We start from the raw sequence: 17,452 nt of genomic DNA, 5'->3' as shown, positions 1-17,452 counted from the left end.
GCACCCGCCTCAAAGCGCCCGGCTCATACCCCGGACACCGCCGCCAGCCGCCCGTCCGCGATCGCCGCCACCAGCTCGCCGTGGTCGGCCTTCGTGCGGTCCGCGTAGCGGAGGGCGAAGTCGGCGACGGCCTCGGCGAAGGTGTCCGCGCTGCCGAGGTAGCCGGCGATGGCCAGGCGGTCGCCGGTGCGGGCGTGGGCGCGGGCGAGGGTGCGGCCGCAGAGCTCGGCGTAGGCGCGCAGGCCGGAGGGGGTGAGGTCGGCGATCTCCGTCGAGCCCTTCATGTCGCGCAGCTGGCGGCCGTAGTAGTGGCGCCCGCCGGGGCCGGTGGTCCAGCCGAGGAAGATGTCGCTGGCGGCCTGCATCAGGTGCTGTCCGGTGACGACCCGGCGGCCGCCGTGGTGGGCGGACACCTCGGCGTCCACCCGCAGCGGCGGCAGGTGTTCCTCCAGCACCGACCGGCCGGCCTCCTTGAGCTGGAGGAACAGCGGGTCGCGGCCGTCCCGGCCTTCCAGCAGCAGGATGTAGCAGCGGGTGCCGACGCTGCCCACGCCGACCACCTTGGTCGCCGCGTCGACGAAGCGGAAGCGGTCCAGCAGCACCCGGCGGGACTCCGGGAGGGTCGACCGGTAGTCGCTGAACACCTGGCCGACGGCGCGCAGTTCGGTCCGTTTCAGCGGTTCGATCAGCGGCGGTGCGCTGATGATCCGGCGCCGCCCGTCCCGTTCCTCGGTGAGTTTGCCGAAGGCCTGCAGGCTGGTGCGGCTGCGGGCGTGGGCGAGGCCGGACTCCAGTTGCTTGCGCTGTCCCGGCTTGCCCAGCAGTGCCGGGAGGTCGGCGGTGTCCACGCGGGCGTACCAGACGTCGAGTTCGCCCTTCCCGGCCAGTCGCCGCATGGCGTCCGCGTACCCCCGGACGGCGGTGAGCGCGGCCCGGCGCGCCCGCTGCTCGTCCTGGCCGTTGTCGCGGGCGGCGACGGCGACGCTGGCGGCGAGCCGTTTGACGTCCCATTCGAAGGGGCCGGGGTGGGTCTCGTCGAAGTCGTTGACGTCGAAGAGCAGTGCGCGTTCCGGCGAGGCGTACAGGCCGAAGTTCAACAGGTGGGCGTCGCCGCAGAGTTGGACGGTGAGGCCGGTCTCGGGGAGGGCGCCGAGGTCGGCCGCCAGGACGGCGGCGGCGCCGCGCAGGTAGGCGAAGGGGCTCGCCGCCATCCGGCCGCGGCGGATCGGCAGCAGCCGGGTGATCCGGTCCTCGCACTGCCGTTCCAGCACGTCGAGCGGGTCGGGCCGGTCGGCGGCGGGGATCCACCGGCCGTGGGCGGAGCGGGAGATCCGCTCCCGGGCGGCCCGGCCGCGGCGGCGGCGTTCGGCGGGGGTGGTCATGGCGGCGGCTCCGTCCGTCGGCGGGTCCTCTTCCCGCGACGCTAGGGCAGGAGTGCCGGAGGGCGCAGCGCACGCCCTCCGGCACTGCGCCGTCCGGGTGGCCCGCTCCTCAGCGCACCGTGAAGTCCGCCATCATCGCCATGTCCTCGTGCTCCAGGTTGTGGCAGTGCAGCATGTACGCCCCCGCGTAGTCGCTGAAGCGCACGAGCACCTCCACCGCCTCGGCCGGACGCAGGTCCACGGTGTCCTTCCACCCCGCGTCGTACGGGCCCGGGTCCGCGCCGTTGCGGCCGATCACCTGGAAGTGGTCCAGGTGGACGTGCACCGGGTGGTGCAGGTCGGTGGAGAAGCGCCAGAGCTCGACCGCGCCGAGGGCGGGCGTGGCGATGCTCCGGCCGGGGGTGTACGGGCGGCCGTTGATGGTCCAGCCGTCGCCGCGGCTGCGCCGGAAGGTGAAGTCGCGGGTGGTGACGGCCGCGGAGGCGTCCAGGGCCTCGACGGTGGCGAGCCGGTCGGGCACCGTCGCGTCGTCGGCAGGCTGCTTCGCGGTGACGTCGAAGCGCATCACCTCGGCCGTCCGGCCGCTGCCGAAGCGGTTGACCAGCCGGACCCGGGTGCCGGGCGCGTAGCGGGAGAAGTCGACCACGACGTCGAAGCGTTCGGCGGGGGCGATCTCGATGCCGTCGTGCCGGACCGGGGCGGCGAGCAGGCCGCCGTCGGAGCCGATCTGGACCAGGGCGCCGCCGTCGTCGGGCTGCGGGTCGAGTTCGAGCCGGTAGAGCCGGGCGTTGGAGGCGTTGAGCAGCCGCAGCCGGTAGTGCGCCCGGTCGACGTCCAGCCGGGGCCAGGGCGCGCCGTTGACCAGGATGACGTCGCCGAGCACGCCGTTGGCGTAGGCGTCGGTGACGCCCGGCTCGGCGAGCTTCGGGTCGACGGCGGGGTAGCGGAAGGAGCCGTCGGCGGCGAAGGAGCGGTCGGCGATCATCAGCGGCAGGTCCCGTTCACCGCGCGGCAGCGGCAGCGCGGCCTCCTCGTCGTCGTGCACGAGGTGGAAGCCGGCCAGTCCGCGCCAGACGCCGGGGCCGGTGAAGCCCATCCGGTGGTCGTGGTACCAGAGGGTGGCGGCGCGCTGCTTGCCGGGATAGGTGTACGTGCGCTCGCCGACGGCGGTGCGGGCCGCCGGGTGGTCCGTCCCGGCCATCCCCGCCATCCCCGCCATGCCGGCCATGCCCGCCATGCCCGCCATTCCGGCCGTGCCGGAGGCGCCGGACGTGGCGTCCGCCGAGGACCCGACCGGCAGCAGCAGGTCGACCGGGTAGCCGTCGCTGTCCGCCGGGGTGTGTCCGCCGTGCAGGTGGGTCACCGAGGGCACCGGCAGCTCGTTGCGGTGCTTGACCACCGCCGCCCGCCCGGCGCGGGTGACCACGGTCGGCCCGGGGAAGCAGCCCCCGTACGTCCAGGCCTCGGTCCGTACCCCGGGCAGGATCTCCAGCCGGGCGACCTGCTGGGTGATCTCGTAGTAGTCGCTCGTCGCGTCGCTGCGCACCGGCTGCAGCACGGGCGGCACCGGCAGCGCGGCCCGGAAGGCCTCCGGCAGGTCGAGTTCGCTGCTCAGCAGTTGCCCGGGACGGCCCTCGGCGAGCAGCCGGGCTGCGGAGGGGACGGCGACGGCGGCCAGGGCGCCCGCGCCGAGGACGGAGGCGCCGACGCCCAGGAACCGGCGCCGGTTCACCGGGACACCTCCACCGGTCCGCCGGGGCGCGGCAGCCGTCCGGTGCCGTCGGGACCGCCGACGGCCGGGGCGTGCCCGGCGGGCAGCGGCAGCCGCCAGGCGCCGACCAGGCCGAAGAGCACGCCGCTGACCAGCAGGACGCCGAGCGTGACGTGCACGCCGAGCGCCCGGGCGTAGCCGGCCGTGATCTGGCCGACGACGGCGACGGTGAGCAGGAGGGTGGTCCACAGCGGCCAGAGCGGGCCCCGACCGGGCCACCGGACGGCGACGGCCACCGCGAGCTGGATCACCACCACGGTGGCCAGCATCATCGCGTTGCCCTCGTGGTCCTTCAGGGAGTCGTAGGTGCCGTTCAGGAAGCTGCCGGCCAGCATGACCTGGAGCAGTGACAGCAGGGCCAGCAGGGTGGTGGAGGCGCGCAGCAGGATCAGCGGCCAGCGGGGCGCGGGGGCCGCGGGGGCCGCGGGAGGACTGCTCATGTCGGGCTACTCTCTGCGTCGACGGTCTGGCGGGGCGGGCGCGAGCGTAGCTGATACGACATCACGATCAGCCCTTGTCAAGGTCATTGGAAGGTCATGTGCTTCCCATGAACCCCCCGCTCGGGCCGTCGTTCCCACCCGAAGGAAGGGGGTGCCCTTGAGTCGTCCTCAAGGGCACCCCCTTCCCGCCCCGGCCCCGCTACTGGCGCACCGCGCCCAGCGCCGCCGGCCGGGTCCGCAGCAGCGCCCGGACCGGCATCCCGGTCGCCGCGAGGCAGAGCAGCACGGCTCCGGCGGCCAGCGGCAGGGCGAGCATCGGCGGCACGTACGGGGCGGAGCCGGCCACGCCCCGGGCTACCGGCACCAGGGTGATCCCGGCGATGGCCGCGCCGACCGCCAGCCCGGTCGAGGCCACCAGCAGCGCCTCCCAGCGCATCATGCCGCGCACCTGGCGCCGGGTGGTGCCGGCCAGGCGCAGCAGCGCGACCTCGCGGCGCCGGTCCAGCACCGTCATCACCAGGGTGTTGGCGGCGCTGACGGCGGCGAACCCGCCGAGCACGGCGGCCATCACGGTGTTGGCCCAGCCGCTGAGCTCCAGGTCCTTGTCGGACTGGGCGACGAACCCGGCCCGGTCGGTCACCGCGGCCCCGGCCAGCGTGCCCAGCCCGGCGGCCACCGCCGCGGGATCGGCGCCCGGCGCGTCGGCGACCAGCACCTGGCTGTCGTACCCGGCGGTGACGTGCGCGGCCACCGCGGCCCGGGGCAGCAGCGCCTGGCCGACGCCGAGCCCGCGGTCGTACACCGCGACCACGGCGGGCCGGACGGCGGTGCCGTCGCCGAGCCGGAGCGGGACCCGGTCGCCGACCCCGGCGCCGAGCGCGTCGGCCAGGGTGGCGCTCAGCGCGATGGTGTCGGGGGCGCGGCCGAGGTCGGCGAGCGAGCCGCTGCGCACGCCCAGGTCGAGCACCTTCGGCAGCCGCGCCGGGTCGCCGTCGACGCCGAGCACGGGGGCGGAGCCCAGCTGGCCGCCGTTCTCGTAGACGACGCCGGTGCGCAGCACGCCGACGGCGGTGTCCACGCCGGGCACCAGGGCCGCCCGCCCGGCCGTCCCGGCGGGCAGGCCGGGGCCGGTGGCGCCGACCACGTGGTCGGCGGTGACGCCGGCCCGGACGTTCTCGCCGGCGGTGTGGCGCACGGTGCTCTGCAGGATCAGCAGGGTGCCGCAGAAGGCGGTGACCAGGACGATCGGGGTGATCGCGGAGGCCAGCCGGCGGGCGTTGGCGCGGGTGTTGTCGGCGGCCAGCGAGCCGGGGGCGCCGCCGGCCCGCAGCGGGGCGCCGAGGATCACGGCGGCGGCCCGGGCCAGCCAGGGGCCGAGCAGGGCGACGGCCATCATCAGGCACATCACCACGCCGAGCGCGGTCTGGGCGGCCTGGGCGCCGTCCAGGGAGTTGGCGACGGCGGCGGCCGCGGCGCCGCCGGCGGCGAAGACCAGCCCGAGGACGGTGCGCACCCGGCCCGGGCGGGGCGGTTCGACGGAGGCCTCGCCGAGCGCCTGGGCGGCCCGCATCCGGGACGGCCGGCGGGAGGCCAGGAAGCCGGCGGTCAGCGCGGCGAGGGTGCAGGCGAGGACGGCGACGAGCATCGGCAGCGGGCCGATGTCCAGGCGGACGTCCGCGGGGACGGCGCCGCGCTCGACCAGCTGGCCGAACCACCAGCGGGCGAGGGCGAGTCCGGGCAGGATGCCGAGCGCCGCGGCGAGCGGCGCGACCAGCATCGCCTCGGCGGCGATGGTGCGGCGGATCTGGCGCGGGGTGGCGCCGACGGCGCGCAGCAGGGCGAACTCGCGGGCGCGCTGGCCGGTGGCGAGGGCGACGGTGCTCATCACCACGAAGACCGCGGTCATGGTGGCGTAGCCGCCGAAGGTGCCGCCGAGGGCCATCAGCAGGCTGCGGGCGCCGCCGAGGGCGGGGTGCTCGACGGCGCCCCGGTCGTCGCCGGTGAAGGTCCTGGCGTCGCCGCCGACGGCCTGGCGGACCTGTGCGGCGAGCGCGGCGGTGCTCACGCCCGCGCGGGGCTGGACGGCGACGGCGTCGATCCGGCCCGGGTGGCCGGAGAGGCGGTCGGCGGTGGCGTCGGCGAACCAGGCGGTGGGCCCGGCCTGCTGGGCGGCGGCCAGGCCGGAGACCCGGTAGTCCGCGGTGCCGCCGGGCGCGGTGAGCGTGAGGCGCGCGCCGGGGGCGAGGTGGGCGGCGCGCGCCGTGTCGGCGTCCAGCACCACCTCGTTCGCGCCGGGCGCGCGGCCCTCGACCAGGGTGTCGCCCGGCCCGGCGATGCCGAGCGCGGCGAAGCCCCGGCCGGTCAGGGCCGGCGCCGGGCCGGTGGCGGGCAGCGGGAAGGCGGTGTCCGGGCGGGCGGCCGTGACCCCGGGCAGCGCGGCCAGCCGGCCGACCAGCGCGGCGTCCGTCCGGGCCCGCTCCGGGGTGGCCTGCTCCACGGTCTCGGTGTCCTGGCCGACCTTCTTCTGGATCTTCACCGCCTGCTCGGCCGCGACCACCACCGGGGCGTCCGCGTACCGGGCGGGCTTCAGGCTCGCGGTCAGACCGGTCTGCAGCAGCACGCCGCAGGCCACCACCACGACGGCGCCCAGCAGCAGGGCGACCAGGGTGCCCGCGAAGGACGCGGGCCGAAAGCGCACCGAGGAGCGCGCGAGTCCGTTCGTCACGCGGCCACTCCCACCGGGCGGGCGGTCAGCGCGACCATCCGGTCCGCGACGGTCTGCGGGCTCGGGTGCGGCAGGTCGTCGACGATCTCGCCGCCGGCCAGGAACAGCACCCGGTCGGCGAAGGAGGCGGCCACCGGGTCGTGGGTCACCATCACCACGGTCGCGCCGAGCGCGTCCACGGCCTGGCGCAGCAGGGCGAGCACCTCGTGCGCGGTCCGGGTGTCCAGGGCGCCGGTCGGCTCGTCGGCGAACACCACGTCCGGGCGGGTGATCAGCGCGCGGGCGATCGCCACCCGTTGCTGCTGGCCGCCGGAGAGCTGGCCGGGCCGGCGCCGGGCGTGCTCGCCGAGACCCACCCGGCCCAGCAGCTCCCGCGCCCGGGCGCGGTCCTGGCGCTCCCCGGCGAGCCGCTGCGGGAGCAGCACGTTCTGCTCGACGGTCAGCGAGGGCAGCAGGTTGAAGGACTGGAAGACGAAGCCGATCCGGCTGCGGCGCAGCTTGGTGAGCCGGTTCTCGCTCAGCGCGGTGATGTCCTCGCCGCCGAGCCGGACCTGCCCGGAGTCCGGGCGGTCCAGGCCCGCCGCGCACTGGAGGAAGGTGGACTTGCCGGAGCCGGACGGGCCCATCACCGCGGTGAAGCTGCCGTGGGCCAGCGCCAGGTCGATCCCGCGCAGCGCCTGCACCGTCGCCTCGCCGCGCCCGTAGGTGCGGCGCACCCCGCGCAGCTCGATCGCGGGGGCCGCCTGCGGGGCGGTGCCGTAGGGGGTGCCGTACACGGGGGCGGCGTGGGCGGCGGGGCCGGCGGGGGCGTACCCATCGGTGCCGTACTGGTCCGTCCCGAACTCGTCGGTCCTGCGGCGGTCTTGGCGGCGTGCCATGGGTGGGCCTTCCTTCGGTTCCGCGTCGTAGCGTCGCTCGTCGTCAACGTGCTCCAACCTAGGGAGGACGGACTCCGCGAACCATGCAGGCCACCGGCGGACCGGAGGTGGGGTTATCCCCCCACCGGTTCGGCGGGAACCCCCAGGTAGACGGCGCGCAGCTCGGCGAGCACCGGGTGGGCGGGGTCGAAGGCGGTGCCGTCCACGGCCGCCAGCGGACACACCCCGACACCCGCGTTCACCGCGAAGGCGGCGGTGAAGCGGTCCAGCCCGTCGGCGGCCAGCGGCTCGCGGGACTGCGGACCCCGGTACGCGCCGGACAGCAGGGCCTCGGTCACACCCGGCAGGCTCGGCCCCTGCGGCCAGACCAGCTTCTCCTCGGCCAGGAAGCCCACGTTCCAGGTCGCGCCCTCGACCACCAGGCCGTCCTCGTCGACCAGCAACACGTCGTCGAAGCCCGCCAGTTGCGCCAAGCGGCGGTGGTGCACCAAACCGAACAGGCCGACGTGCTTCACCTCCGGCAGCTCCCGCCGGTACGCCGCGGTGCGGACCCGCAGTGGGGTGGGCGCGGCGGCCGTGGCCGGGCGGGTGGTCACCAGCAGGGCGGGTGCGGCCGGGGCCGCGGGGCGCTCCAGGCCGAGCTCCGGGTCGTACACGGTGACCCGGACGGTCACCGGCGCGCCGTCGGTGGGCAGCACCGCGCCGATCCGCTCCCGCACCGCCGCCCGGTCCAGCTCGGCGCCGAACAGCACCCGGCAGTCCCGGACCAGCCGGTCCAGGTGCAGCGCCAGACCGCGCACCCGGCCCTCCTCCGCCCGCAGGGTGGTGAAGTGCCCGTAGTTGAGCAGCCCCAGCGCGGCCAGCCGCGCCGGGTCGGCAGGGGCGCCGTCGATCTCGATCTCAGCCATCCCCCGAGTCTGCCAGCTGCGGGAATGCCGGCGGAGCCTGCTCCGGCAGCCCCGACCGAGACGACTCGGACTGCGACGGCTCGGAGCGCGACGGTCCGGACTGCGGCGGCCCGGACTGCGGCGGCGACGCCGGGCGGTACGGGCTCACCATCGGCCGGCCCGCCTTCCGGGCCGCCCGCTCGAACTCCTCGATCCGGTACGCCAGACCCTCCGGCTCCCCCGCGTCCGACCAGCGCCACGCCTCCGCCCACCACTGCGGGCCGCGCACCAGCGGGCGGCCGGCCAGCGCCAGGCACAGGGCCAGCGTGGAGCGGGCGTACTCGTGCACCCAGCCGTCGCAGCCCCGGTAGTCCGCCGTCTCGTCCAGCCGCAGCCAGCGGCCCTCCTGCCCGGCGGCCAGTATCGGCACCCAGCCGCGCAGCCGGTCGGCGACCAGCAGGAGCAGCCGGCCGTCCTCCTCCCGCACCCGGTGCACGGGGAGCTGGGGCATCCGGGCGAAGGACAGCGCATGCTTCCAGCCCACCACCCACAGCCCCCGGCGCAGGTAGTAGCGGACCGCCGGCTGCCAGGTCCAGTGCGCCTCCAGCCGGAACCCCGGCAGGCCCTCGGCGGTGGCCGCCGCGTACACCTCGTCCAGCGCGGCGGCGGCCAGGCCCCGGCCGCGCGCGGCCGGCGTCACGTAGAGGGAGGAGACGGCGAGCTGGCTCGGGCCCTTGGTCCAGTTGTCCACCGCGACGGTGCCCGCCACCGCGCCCGCGTCGTCCTGGATCCAGTAGCGCCGCCGGTACAGCTCCCCGCCCGGCCACTCCCGCCCGCTCTCCCCCAGCCGCTCCCGCCACCCGCGCTCCACCGGCGGCGCCAGCCCGTCCGGGTCCACCCGCTCACCCAGCTCGCCCTCCACCAGGGACGCCAAGTCCCAGAGGGCGAACCGCCGTTCCTCCCCCGGACCGGCCGCCCGCAGCCGCGGCCCCGCCGCCAGCCGGTCCTGTGCCCGCTCCACCGCCGCATCCCACGACCTCACCACAGGGCGAGGATAGCGGTGGGCCGGGGACGATCAGTAATCCACCGGCCACCGAACGTCAGCGCAGGAGCGGTCCCGTCCCCGCCGCGCCCCGAGGCCCCTCCGCGGCCCTCCCCGACCCTCGCCACCGCGGCCGCGGCCGTCCTGGCGGAGGTGGGGGAAACCCGACCACAGGACTCGACCTGGCCATGATGACCCCGCCGAGCTGCGGCGATGCAATGAAGGGGTGACGAAACGGGCGTGGTGGTGGTGCGGCGGGTGGCTGGTGGCGGCCGGGTGGGCGGGGGCGTTTCCGGTGCTGTCCGGGCTCGGGCCGCACCGGAGTTGGGGGACCTTCGCGGCCTGCGGGTACCTGTCGGCGGCACTCGCCATGGCGCTGGTGCGGCGGCGCGGGCGTGAGGTGTCGGTGGCGGTCGCCGCCGTCGGGGCGGTGCTGGTGCCGCTGCTCGTGCTGGTGCTGGACGGGCGGGGGCAGAGCGAGGTCGGGGTGATCGAGCGCTCCGGGTCGCTGCTGCTGCAGACCGGCACGCCGTACCTGGCCGAGCCGGCGTCCGTCGCCCAGTACACCCCGTACCTTCCCGGCATGGCCCTGCTGGGCCTGCCCCGGGCGCTGCTGGGCAACACGCCGCTGGGCGGGTCACCGCTGGGCGACGCCCGGCTCTGGTGTGCGGCGGTGTTCCTGGTCTGCGTGCTGCGGACGGTGCCCGCCGGGCGCCGGCTCGGCGCCGCCGCGCTCACCGTCTCGCCGGTGGTCGCGCTGCCGCTCTGTGTCAGCGGGGTCGACCTGCCGCTCATCGGCCTCTGCTGGCTCGCCCTGGTCCACGCCGCCGAACGGCGGCCGGTGGCGGCCGGGTTGGCGCTGGCCGCCGCCTGCTCGCTGAAGTGGACGGCCTGGCCCGCACTCGCCGTGGTGACCGCCCTGCTGGCGGCCACGGCCGGACGGCGCGCGGCGCTGCGCGGGGCGGCCGTCGCGGTGGGCGCGGCGGCGGTGGCCGTACTGCCGGTGGCGCTGCGCGCGCCCGGGCCGCTGGTGGAGCAGGTGTTCGCCTTCCCCACCGGGCGCGGCCGGCTGCCCACCCCGGCCGCCAGCCCGCTGCCCGGACGGCTGCTCGCCGATCTCGGCCCGCCCGGCTGGTACGCCGCCGTCGGCCTGCTGCTGCTCGCCGGGCTCGCCGTCGGGGCGTCGCTGGTCGCCCAACCGCCCCGCACCGCGGCCGCGGCGGCGCACCGGCTGGCCCTCGGGCTGACCGCGGCCTTCCTGCTGGCACCCGCCGGGCGGTTCGGCTACCTCGCGCTGCCGCTCGTCCTCGTCCTGCTCCCCCTCTCGTCCTCCGTTCCGGTCTCCGTTCTCTCGTCCTCCGTTCTCTCGTCCTCCGTTCCGCTCTCCGCTCCGAAAGGCCTGCCATGGGCACCACCCTCGTCGTCACCAACGACTTCCCACCGCGCCAGGGCGGCATCGAAACCTTCGTCCGGGCCATGGCCGACCGCGTCCCCGACCACGACGTCGTGGTCTACACCTCGGCCGAACCCGGCGCGGAGCGCCACGACGCCGCTCTCCCCTACCCGGTGATCCGCGACCGCGCCCGCACCCTGCTGCCGACCACGCGGGCCACCCGCCGGGCCGCCGCGATAGCCCGCGCGCACGGCTGCGACCGGGTCTGGTTCGGCGCCGCCGCCCCGCTCGCCGCGATGACGCCCGGCCTGCGGCGGCTGGCGCCCGGCATCCGCCGCACGGTCGCCACCACGCACGGACACGAGATCTGGTGGGCCCGCACCCCGGGCGCCCGCGGCCTGTTGCGCCGGATCGGCCGCAGCACGGACGCGGTGACCTTCCTCGGGGCCTACACCCGCACCCGGATCGCCCCCGCGCTCGGGCCTGACGCCCGGCTGGTGCGCCTGGTACCGGGGGTCGACCCGTCGGTCTTCCGGCCGGCCGGCACCACCGGGGTGCCGGCCGCCGCCCCGGTGGTCCTCTGCGTGGCGCGGCTGGTCCCGCGCAAGGGGCAGGACGCGCTGATCCGCGCGCTGCCCGCGATCCGCCGGGCCGTGCCCGGGACCACCCTGGTGCTGGTCGGCCGGGGCCCGGACGAGGACCGGCTGCGGGGCCTGGCCGGCCGGCTGACCGAGCCGGGCAGCGTGGTGTTCACCGGCGGCCTGGACCACGCCGGGACGGCCGTCCACTACGCCGGCGCGGACGTCTTCGCGATGCCGTGCCGCACCCGGCGGCTGGGCCTGGAGGCCGAGGGCCTGGGGATCGTCTTCCTGGAGGCGGCCGCGGCCGGCCTCCCGGTGGTGGCCGGCCGCTCCGGCGGCGCCCCGGACACCGTCCTGGACGGCGTCACCGGCACGGTCGTCGACGGCCGCGATCCCGCCGAGGTGGCCGCCGCCCTGACCCGCCTCCTGCTGGCCCCGCCCGCCGAGCGGGCCCGGATGGGGGCGGCGGGGCGGCGCTGGGTCGAGGAGCACTGGACCTGGGAGGCCTCGGCGCGGCGGCTCACGGAGTTGCTGGACCCCGCTTCGCCGCTGCCGGGCCCGGGCGCCCCGGCCGCTCCGGCTGTTCCGGCCGTTCCCCGTCCCCCGGCCGGTCAGGAGGCTCCGGCCGGACCGGTCACTCCGCCTGCCCCCGCAGGTGCCTGACCAGTCGGGCGATGGCGGGCGCCCCGCCGTTGGCACGGACCGCCGTCACCCAGTTCCTCGCCTGGCCCGGCAGGTCGTCGCGGCTCGGGCAGGAGAAGCTGAACAGCCAGACGTGGGCGGACAGATCACGCTCCGGCATGGCCCGCCACTCCTCGCCCCCGGCCGCCGTCAGCGTGTCCTGACAGGCCGCCAGCGCCCGGTCGCCGTCCCCGGCCCACTCCTGCCGCAGCCACAGCAGGAAGTTGGTCTGCGCCGTCGTGGTGTCCTCCCTGGTCGCCTCGCCCTTGAGCAGCCGGTTGACGATTGCGCTCTGCGGTTCCCGTGTCCTCTCCATGACGCCATCGTTCCGGCCGCACAACCCCGGTGACAAGTGGGTGAATTGCCGTCGGACGGGCGGACCGGTCACTCGCCGCGCAGGTGCGCCAGCACCGCGAGCACCCGCCGGTTGCCCTCGGTCGGGTCCAGGTCCAGCTTCATGAAGATGTTCCCGCAGTGCTTCACCACCGAGGCCTCGGTGATGCTCAACCGGGCTGCCACGGCCTGGTTGTTGAGTCCCTCGGCCAGCAGCGCGAGCACCTCGCGCTCGCGCGGGGTGAGGCGGGCCAGCGGGCGGTCGCCCGACCGGGCGCGCAGCAGCACCCGGACCACGTCGGGGTCGATCACCGTCTCCCCGTCCGCGACCCGCCGCAGCGCGTCCAGGAAGTCCGCGACGTCACCGACCCGGTCCTTCAACAGGTAGCCCAGACCGGCCGGTTGCGCACCGGCGGCGGCCAGCAGCCGGGTCGCGTACGGGGTGGCCACGTACTGGGACAGGACCAGGACGGGCAGGCCGGGGTGGCGCTCGCGCAGGGCGAGGGCGGCGCGCAGGCCCTCGTCGGTGTGGTCAGGGGGCATCCGGACGTCGGTGACCACGATGTCCGGCCGCTCGGCGTCGACGGCCGCGGCCAGCGCCTCGGCGTCGCCGACGGCGGCGGTCACCCGGTGGCCGCCGAGGGCGAGGAGTTCGACCAGTCCGGCGCGCAGCAGCACCGCGTCCTCGGCGATCACGACCCGGAGCACGGGACCTCCAGCCGCAGCGTCGTCGGGCCGCCCGTCGGGCTCGTCACCATCAGCCGTCCTCTCAGCAGTGCCACCCGGTCGGCGAGTCCCGCCAGTCCGGCCCCGGCGGCCGGGTCCGCCCCGCCGCGGCCGTCGTCCGTCACCTGGACGACCAGCCGGCCCCCCGCGACCCGCCCGTGGACGGTGATCGCGGTGGCGCCGCTGTGCTTGGCGGCGTTGGTGAGCGCCTCGGTGACGGTGAAGTAGGCGGTGGTCTCCACGGCCGGGTGCAGCCGCTCCGGGAGTTCGATGTCGGCTACCACCGGGATCGGGTGACGCAGCGCGACCTCGGCGACGGCGGCGGCGAGCCCGTGGTCGGTGAGCACCTGCGGGTGGATGCCGCGCACCAGTCCGCGCAACTGCTCCAACGCCTGCCGGGCCTCGCCGCGCGCCCGGGTGACGAGGTCCGCCGCCCGGCCCTGCCGGTCGCGCAGCTCGTACTCGGCGAGCCCGAGGGTCATGCTGAGCGCGACCAGCTGCTGCTGCGCCCCGTCGTGCAGGTCGCGCTCGATCCGGCGCCGCTCGGCCTCGAAGGCGTCGGCCAACCTGGCCCGGGAACGGGTGAGTTCGAGCACCTGGCGGCCGAGGTCGTCCTCCCGGGGGACGAGCAGGAAGCGGGCCAGCGCGACCTCGGCGGCGGTCAGCAGCGCCCCGGCGTACGCGCAGAGCAGCAGGCCCGCCAGCCCGGCGGCGGTGAACGGCAGGGCGGCGAGCGGCCCGGGGACGGCGCGCCCGGGGATCAGCATCACGGTCTCCGGCGCGAGCGCCCAGACCACCAGCGGGGAGAGCACGTACAGGCCGGAGAGCACCAGCAGCGCGGTGAAGCCGAGCGCGGCGGCGGCCAGCACCGTCGAGGCGAGTGCGGCATGGGCGAGTTCGCGCCAGGTGGCCCGCTCGCGCAGCCGGGTGCGGATGCGGGCCCGGCGGCCCGCCCCGGGCAGGCTGCGGTGCGGGTCGGGCAGCGGGACCGGCTCCACCAGCCGCAGCCGCCACCGGGCCGCGGTGGCGGTCGGAATGCCGATGAGCGCCAGGGCGACCAGCAGCGGGATCCCGACGCCGATCACCCCCAGGCCCAGGCCGAGCACCAGCAGCACCACGAGGACCGCCAGCAGCACCGGCCCGAGCAGCGCACTGCCCAGCAGGTACGCCCAGCAGCGCGGCACCCAGCGGGTGAACGGGAAGCGCAGCGGGTGCGCCCACAGCGCCTCGCCCACGGCCGTCGGCTGCGGATCCGCCTCGCGGCCCCCTTCGCCGCCTCCGTCCCCGCCGCCCTCGCCGTCGCTGACCTCGCTCACCCGGTCCACCCTAACCGACGGGCTGACGGCCCTTCGGGTCCTCCGCCGGGGCCCCGCCCTCGGCCGCCACCGGGGCCGGGCGCGGCCGGGCCAGTGCGACGGCAGCGATCACCAGCGCGCCGCCGACCAGCGCGTTCCAGCCCACCGGCTCGTGCAGGAAGGCCGCGCCCAGCGCCGTCGACCAGAGCGGCATCACGTACGTGACGGCGGAGGCCACCGTCGTCCCCGCGCCGCGGACCAGGGCCAGGTTGAGCAGGTACGCCAGGCCGGTGCCGACCACGCCGAGCACCAGCAGGGCGAGCGCCGGGCCCGCCCCGGGCCAGTGCGGGGCGCCTGCGGCGAACGGCGCGACCAGCGCCAACTCGGCGGCGGCGCAGGCGATCTGGAGCGCGGAGAGGGTGGTCACCGACTCCGGGCGGCCGGACAGGAAGCGGCGCAGATAGGAGAAGCCGGCGCCGTAGCAGCAGGCGGCGGCCAGGCAGGCCAGCGCGCCGGCGGTCGCCCCGGTGCCGAGGCCGCGCCAGACCCCGAGCACGGTGAGCACGCCGAGGAAGCCGAGCCCGAGGCCGGCCAGTCGGCGGGCGCCCGGGCGGCGCTCCCCGGGGACGGCCAGCACCGCGAACAGCAGGGTGAACAGCGGGGTGGTCGCGTTCATCACTCCGGCGAGCACCGAGCTGACCCTGGTCTCGCCGAACGGGAAGAGGGTGAACGGCACCGCGTTGAGCAGCACCGCCACCACCGCCGAGTGGCCCCACAGCACCCGGTCGCGCGGGGCCCGCTCGCCGCGCACCACGAGGATCGCCCACAGCGCGGCCGCGCCCAGCAGGCAGCGCCACAGCGCCACCCAGAGCGGCGGCACCCCCGCGTCGACCGCGACCTTGATCAGGGCGAAGCTCGCACCCCAGATCGCCGACAGGGCCACGAAGCCCGGCAGCCAGCGCCGCACCTCCACCACCTCCTTGTCCTTCTTGTCCGTGTCCGTGTCCGTGGCCGTGGCCGTGGCCGTGGCCGCGCCTGTGGCCGTGCCTGTGGCCGTGCCTGTGGCCGTGCCTGTGGCCGAGTCATCAACTGGACAGAGCGTGGCCCGGCACCGGACCATGAGTCCAACAAGTGGCAGGACACCCGTGATGAGGAAGTCTCATGACCTCGGACGTCAACCTGGCCCAGCTCAGGGCACTGGTCGCGGTCGCCGACACCGGCGGCTTCGGAGCGGCCGCCGACGAGCTGGGCATCAGCCAGTCCGCCGTCTCGCACGCCGTCGCCGCGCTGGAGCGCAACCTCGGCGCACCCGTGCTGCGGCGCGGCAGCCCGTGCCGCCCCACCCCGCTCGGCGAGCAGATCCTCCCGCACGCCAGGACGGCCGTCGCCTCGGCCGCCGCCGTCCGCGCGATCGCCACCCGGCACTGCGGCGGCCTGACCGGCACCGTACGGCTGGCGGCGCCCACCACCGTCTGCCAGGCGCTGCTGCCCGGACTGCTGAAGGACTGGCGGGCGGCCCACCCGCAGTTGACCGTCCGGGTCTTCGAGGGCGAGGACGACGAGCTGGCGGCCTGGCTGGAGGCGGGCACGGTCGACGCCGCCGTGCTGGTGGACGCCGGTCCGCTGCCGCCCGGGGCGGTCGCGCTCGGCGCCGACTCGATGCACGCACTGCTGCGCCGCGACCACCCGCTCGCCGACCAGCCGACCGTCCACGTGGCCGAGTTGGAGGACGACGACTTCCTGCTCTCGGAGGGCGGCTGCGAGCGTCACATCCGCGAGGCCTACCGGCGGGCCGGTACCCGCTTCACGCCCCGGCACCGCATCCGCGACCTGAACACCCTGATCGGCATGGTGCACGCGGGCGTCGGGGTCTCGGTGATGCCCGCGCTGGCGCTGACCATGCTCCCGGCCGACTGCGTGCTGGTCCCGATCCGGCCCGCCGTCCACCGGACGCTGTCGCTGACCGGGCCGACCGGCCGCCCGTGGGCCCCCGCGGTCGGCGGACTGCTGGCGGGGGTGGGCGCGGACACCGCCGTCGGGGCCTGAGCCCCCGGCGCCGGGCGCTCAGCTCCATCCGTCCGACGGCAGCCAGGGCGGTACGGGCACGTCCCACCGGGCGTCGAACCGGGCGACGACGGCGCGCAGTTGACGGGCGTGCCGGGGCGACAGCGCGAGCATCACCGCCTCCAGCAGGTCCCGGTCGTCCCACGGGCAACCGCAGCAGAACCAGTACAGGTCGCCCTCCGCGTAGTCCTCCCACAGCCGGCGCTCGGGACGGTGGACGTACGCCCGCCACCGACGCAGTGCGGCCGACGTGTCCCCGGGCCGCAGGTGGTTCCGTGTACGTTCGAGCCGCGCGATCTCGGCGAGGGCCCGCGCGGACACCCCGTCGATCGCCGGCTGCGCTCCTCGGACCCGGCGGCGCGGAAGCTCTGCGCGGATCCGTCCCGGCCGACTACGCGGCACGGTCCTTTCGGTCGGTCGTCATGGGCGCCATGCTGCCACGGGCCCGGCCGGCGATCCACGGCATTTCCGCCCGTCCGCGCACCAGCCGGACTCCTCGCGTGCTGTCGCGCCCGTGACGGACGGGCGGGCTTGACCCTTTTGGGGTGGGCGCCGTACCTGATGCCCGAGGACAACAACCCGCCGGACGTCGCCGCCGTCATGGACGCCACCGGCCAGAAGGCCTTCCAACTGGCGTTCATCCTGGCCCAGGACAACAGCTGTTCGCCCGCCTGGGGCGGCACCTCCTCGATCGACACCGACACCACCATGCCGAGCGTCATCCAGACCGTGCGCGGCAAGGGCGGGGACGTCTCGGTGTCGGTCGGCGGGTACGGCGGCACCAAGCTGGGCCAGGTCTGCGGCACCCCCGAGGCGACCGCCGCCGGCTACCAGAAGGTGATCACCAAGTACGGCCTCAAGGCGATCGACTTCGACCTGGAGGAGCCGGAGTACGAGAACACCACAGCCATCCACAACGAGATCGGCGCGGCCCGCCGCGCCGAGGTCGGCCGGCGAGGGGGCCCCGGCGCCCGCGTCGGTCCCGGCGCCCGAGCCGGACTCGACGACGATCGACTCGCCGTCGAGGTCCAGCACCGCCTCGCTCCTCCGACCACCCCCGGCAGTTGCACCGCCCCGGCGTGAAGCGCGAGCACCACGTACACCGGCGGCGCCAAGGTCTCGTACAACGGGCACAACTACCACGCCAAGTGGTGGACGCTGAACGAGGTGCCGAGCGCCGGCGGCCAGTGGGGCGTCTGGGCCGACGACGGGCCCTGCTGAGCGCAGCTTGCCGGCGCCCCGGGTCGGCCCGCA

General features: G+C 76.4%; 16 protein-coding genes and 1 pseudogene. 5 read left to right on the top strand and 12 right to left on the bottom strand.

The window, feature by feature from the left end; translation table 11 throughout:
• Positions 1–23: 23 nt before the first annotated feature.
• The 7 genes from ACFWJ4_RS15005 to ACFWJ4_RS14975 form a co-directional block, all read right to left on the bottom strand.
• Complete coding sequence (locus ACFWJ4_RS15005; RefSeq protein WP_380543577.1) at positions 24–1,382, bottom strand: DUF2252 domain-containing protein; 1,359 nt, start codon at positions 1,380–1,382, stop codon at positions 24–26.
• Positions 1,383–1,491: 109 nt separating this feature from the next.
• The gene (locus tag ACFWJ4_RS15000; protein WP_380543574.1) at positions 1,492–3,114 is read right to left on the bottom strand and encodes a multicopper oxidase family protein; all 1,623 of its coding nucleotides are present in this window, start codon (positions 3,112–3,114) and stop codon (positions 1,492–1,494) included.
• Positions 3,111–3,593 carry a hypothetical protein gene (locus ACFWJ4_RS14995; RefSeq protein ID WP_380543571.1) on the bottom strand — a complete coding sequence of 161 codons (483 nt, stop codon included), beginning with the start codon at positions 3,591–3,593 and terminating at the stop codon, positions 3,111–3,113. Before ACFWJ4_RS14995 ends, ACFWJ4_RS15000 begins: the two co-directional genes overlap by 4 nt.
• A 199-nt stretch (positions 3,594–3,792) precedes the next feature.
• The gene (locus ACFWJ4_RS14990) at positions 3,793–6,318 is read right to left on the bottom strand and encodes an FtsX-like permease family protein (RefSeq protein WP_380543568.1); all 2,526 of its coding nucleotides are present in this window, start codon (positions 6,316–6,318) and stop codon (positions 3,793–3,795) included.
• Positions 6,315–7,196 carry an ABC transporter ATP-binding protein gene (locus ACFWJ4_RS14985; RefSeq protein ID WP_380543565.1) on the bottom strand — a complete coding sequence of 294 codons (882 nt, stop codon included), beginning with the start codon at positions 7,194–7,196 and terminating at the stop codon, positions 6,315–6,317. The genes ACFWJ4_RS14990 and ACFWJ4_RS14985 overlap by 4 nt, the downstream gene beginning before the upstream one ends.
• A gap of 113 nt (positions 7,197–7,309) precedes the next feature.
• Positions 7,310–8,104: an aminotransferase class IV gene (locus ACFWJ4_RS14980; RefSeq protein WP_380543562.1), complete on the bottom strand. Its 795-nt coding sequence runs from the start codon at positions 8,102–8,104 to the stop codon at positions 7,310–7,312.
• The gene (locus tag ACFWJ4_RS14975) at positions 8,097–9,128 is read right to left on the bottom strand and encodes a GNAT family N-acetyltransferase (RefSeq protein ID WP_380543559.1); all 1,032 of its coding nucleotides are present in this window, start codon (positions 9,126–9,128) and stop codon (positions 8,097–8,099) included. Before ACFWJ4_RS14975 ends, ACFWJ4_RS14980 begins: the two co-directional genes overlap by 8 nt.
• 223 nt (positions 9,129–9,351) lie before the next feature.
• On the opposite strand from ACFWJ4_RS14975, the gene ACFWJ4_RS14970 reads away from it, so the two are divergent.
• Positions 9,352–10,695 (top strand): hypothetical protein, encoded by a 1,344-nt coding sequence (locus ACFWJ4_RS14970; protein ID WP_380543556.1) that lies wholly within the window; start codon positions 9,352–9,354, stop codon positions 10,693–10,695.
• Positions 10,602–11,762 (top strand): glycosyltransferase family 4 protein, encoded by a 1,161-nt coding sequence (locus tag ACFWJ4_RS14965; protein ID WP_380543553.1) that lies wholly within the window; start codon positions 10,602–10,604, stop codon positions 11,760–11,762. Before ACFWJ4_RS14970 ends, ACFWJ4_RS14965 begins: the two co-directional genes overlap by 94 nt.
• Here ACFWJ4_RS14965 and ACFWJ4_RS14960 read toward each other — a convergent pair.
• The 4 genes from ACFWJ4_RS14960 to ACFWJ4_RS14945 all read right to left on the bottom strand — a co-directional run bounded on the left by ACFWJ4_RS14960 (position 11,734) and on the right by ACFWJ4_RS14945 (position 15,110).
• On the bottom strand, positions 11,734–12,096 hold the full coding sequence (locus ACFWJ4_RS14960; protein ID WP_359897633.1) for a hypothetical protein: 363 nt from the start codon (positions 12,094–12,096) through the stop codon (positions 11,734–11,736). The genes ACFWJ4_RS14965 and ACFWJ4_RS14960 overlap by 29 nt on opposite strands.
• A 68-nt stretch (positions 12,097–12,164) precedes the next feature.
• Positions 12,165–12,821, bottom strand: a complete 657-nt coding sequence (locus tag ACFWJ4_RS14955) for a response regulator (RefSeq protein ID WP_380543550.1) — start codon at positions 12,819–12,821, stop codon at positions 12,165–12,167.
• Positions 12,806–14,074, bottom strand: coding sequence for a sensor histidine kinase (locus ACFWJ4_RS14950; RefSeq protein ID WP_380543644.1), 1,269 nt, complete (start codon positions 14,072–14,074; stop codon positions 12,806–12,808). Before ACFWJ4_RS14950 ends, ACFWJ4_RS14955 begins: the two co-directional genes overlap by 16 nt.
• 91 nt (positions 14,075–14,165) lie before the next feature.
• The gene (locus ACFWJ4_RS14945) at positions 14,166–15,110 is read right to left on the bottom strand and encodes a DMT family transporter (RefSeq protein ID WP_380543547.1); all 945 of its coding nucleotides are present in this window, start codon (positions 15,108–15,110) and stop codon (positions 14,166–14,168) included.
• A 185-nt stretch (positions 15,111–15,295) separates the two neighbouring features.
• Between ACFWJ4_RS14945 and ACFWJ4_RS14940 the strand changes: the two genes are divergently transcribed.
• Complete coding sequence (locus tag ACFWJ4_RS14940; protein ID WP_380543544.1) at positions 15,296–16,180, top strand: LysR family transcriptional regulator; 885 nt, start codon at positions 15,296–15,298, stop codon at positions 16,178–16,180.
• Between the two features lie 18 nt (positions 16,181–16,198).
• Here ACFWJ4_RS14940 and ACFWJ4_RS14935 read toward each other — a convergent pair whose 3' ends face one another.
• Entirely contained in the window at positions 16,199–16,519 is a 321-nt protein-coding gene (locus ACFWJ4_RS14935) for a hypothetical protein (RefSeq protein ID WP_380543541.1), read from the bottom strand.
• Between the two features lie 210 nt (positions 16,520–16,729).
• On the opposite strand from ACFWJ4_RS14935, the gene ACFWJ4_RS14930 reads away from it, so the two are divergent.
• Both ACFWJ4_RS14930 and ACFWJ4_RS14925 read left to right on the top strand, forming a co-directional pair.
• Positions 16,730–17,281 carry a hypothetical protein gene (locus ACFWJ4_RS14930; protein ID WP_380543538.1) on the top strand — a complete coding sequence of 184 codons (552 nt, stop codon included), beginning with the start codon at positions 16,730–16,732 and terminating at the stop codon, positions 17,279–17,281.
• Positions 17,282–17,335: 54 nt separating this feature from the next.
• Positions 17,336–17,419: pseudogene (locus ACFWJ4_RS14925) on the top strand (hypothetical protein); the annotation flags it as partial.
• Positions 17,420–17,452 lie beyond the last annotated feature (33 nt).

The sequence above is a fragment of the Kitasatospora sp. NPDC127067 genome, from assembly GCF_042724755.1.
Classification (GTDB): Bacteria; Actinomycetota; Actinomycetes; order Streptomycetales; family Streptomycetaceae; genus Kitasatospora; species Kitasatospora lactacystinica.
The sequence above is the reverse complement of the archived record's forward strand: the minus strand, read 5'-3'. Positions and strand labels throughout refer to the sequence as shown.

What these genes read in the sequence shown, in the direction of transcription:
- ACFWJ4_RS14985 (WP_380543565.1), bottom strand. Translation starts at nt 7,196, where the DNA reads ATGGCACGCCGCCAAGACCGCCGCAGGACCGACGAGTTCGGGACGGAC.
- ACFWJ4_RS14995 (WP_380543571.1), bottom strand. Translation starts at nt 3,593, where the DNA reads ATGAGCAGTCCTCCCGCGGCCCCCGCGGCCCCCGCGCCCCGCTGGCCG.
- ACFWJ4_RS15005 (WP_380543577.1), bottom strand. Translation starts at nt 1,382, where the DNA reads ATGACCACCCCCGCCGAACGCCGCCGCCGCGGCCGGGCCGCCCGGGAG.
- ACFWJ4_RS14960 (WP_359897633.1), bottom strand. Translation starts at nt 12,096, where the DNA reads ATGGAGAGGACACGGGAACCGCAGAGCGCAATCGTCAACCGGCTGCTC.
- ACFWJ4_RS14965 (WP_380543553.1), top strand. Translation starts at nt 10,602, where the DNA reads ATGGCCGACCGCGTCCCCGACCACGACGTCGTGGTCTACACCTCGGCC.
- ACFWJ4_RS14980 (WP_380543562.1), bottom strand. Translation starts at nt 8,104, where the DNA reads ATGGCTGAGATCGAGATCGACGGCGCCCCTGCCGACCCGGCGCGGCTG.
- ACFWJ4_RS14940 (WP_380543544.1), top strand. Translation starts at nt 15,296, where the DNA reads ATGACCTCGGACGTCAACCTGGCCCAGCTCAGGGCACTGGTCGCGGTC.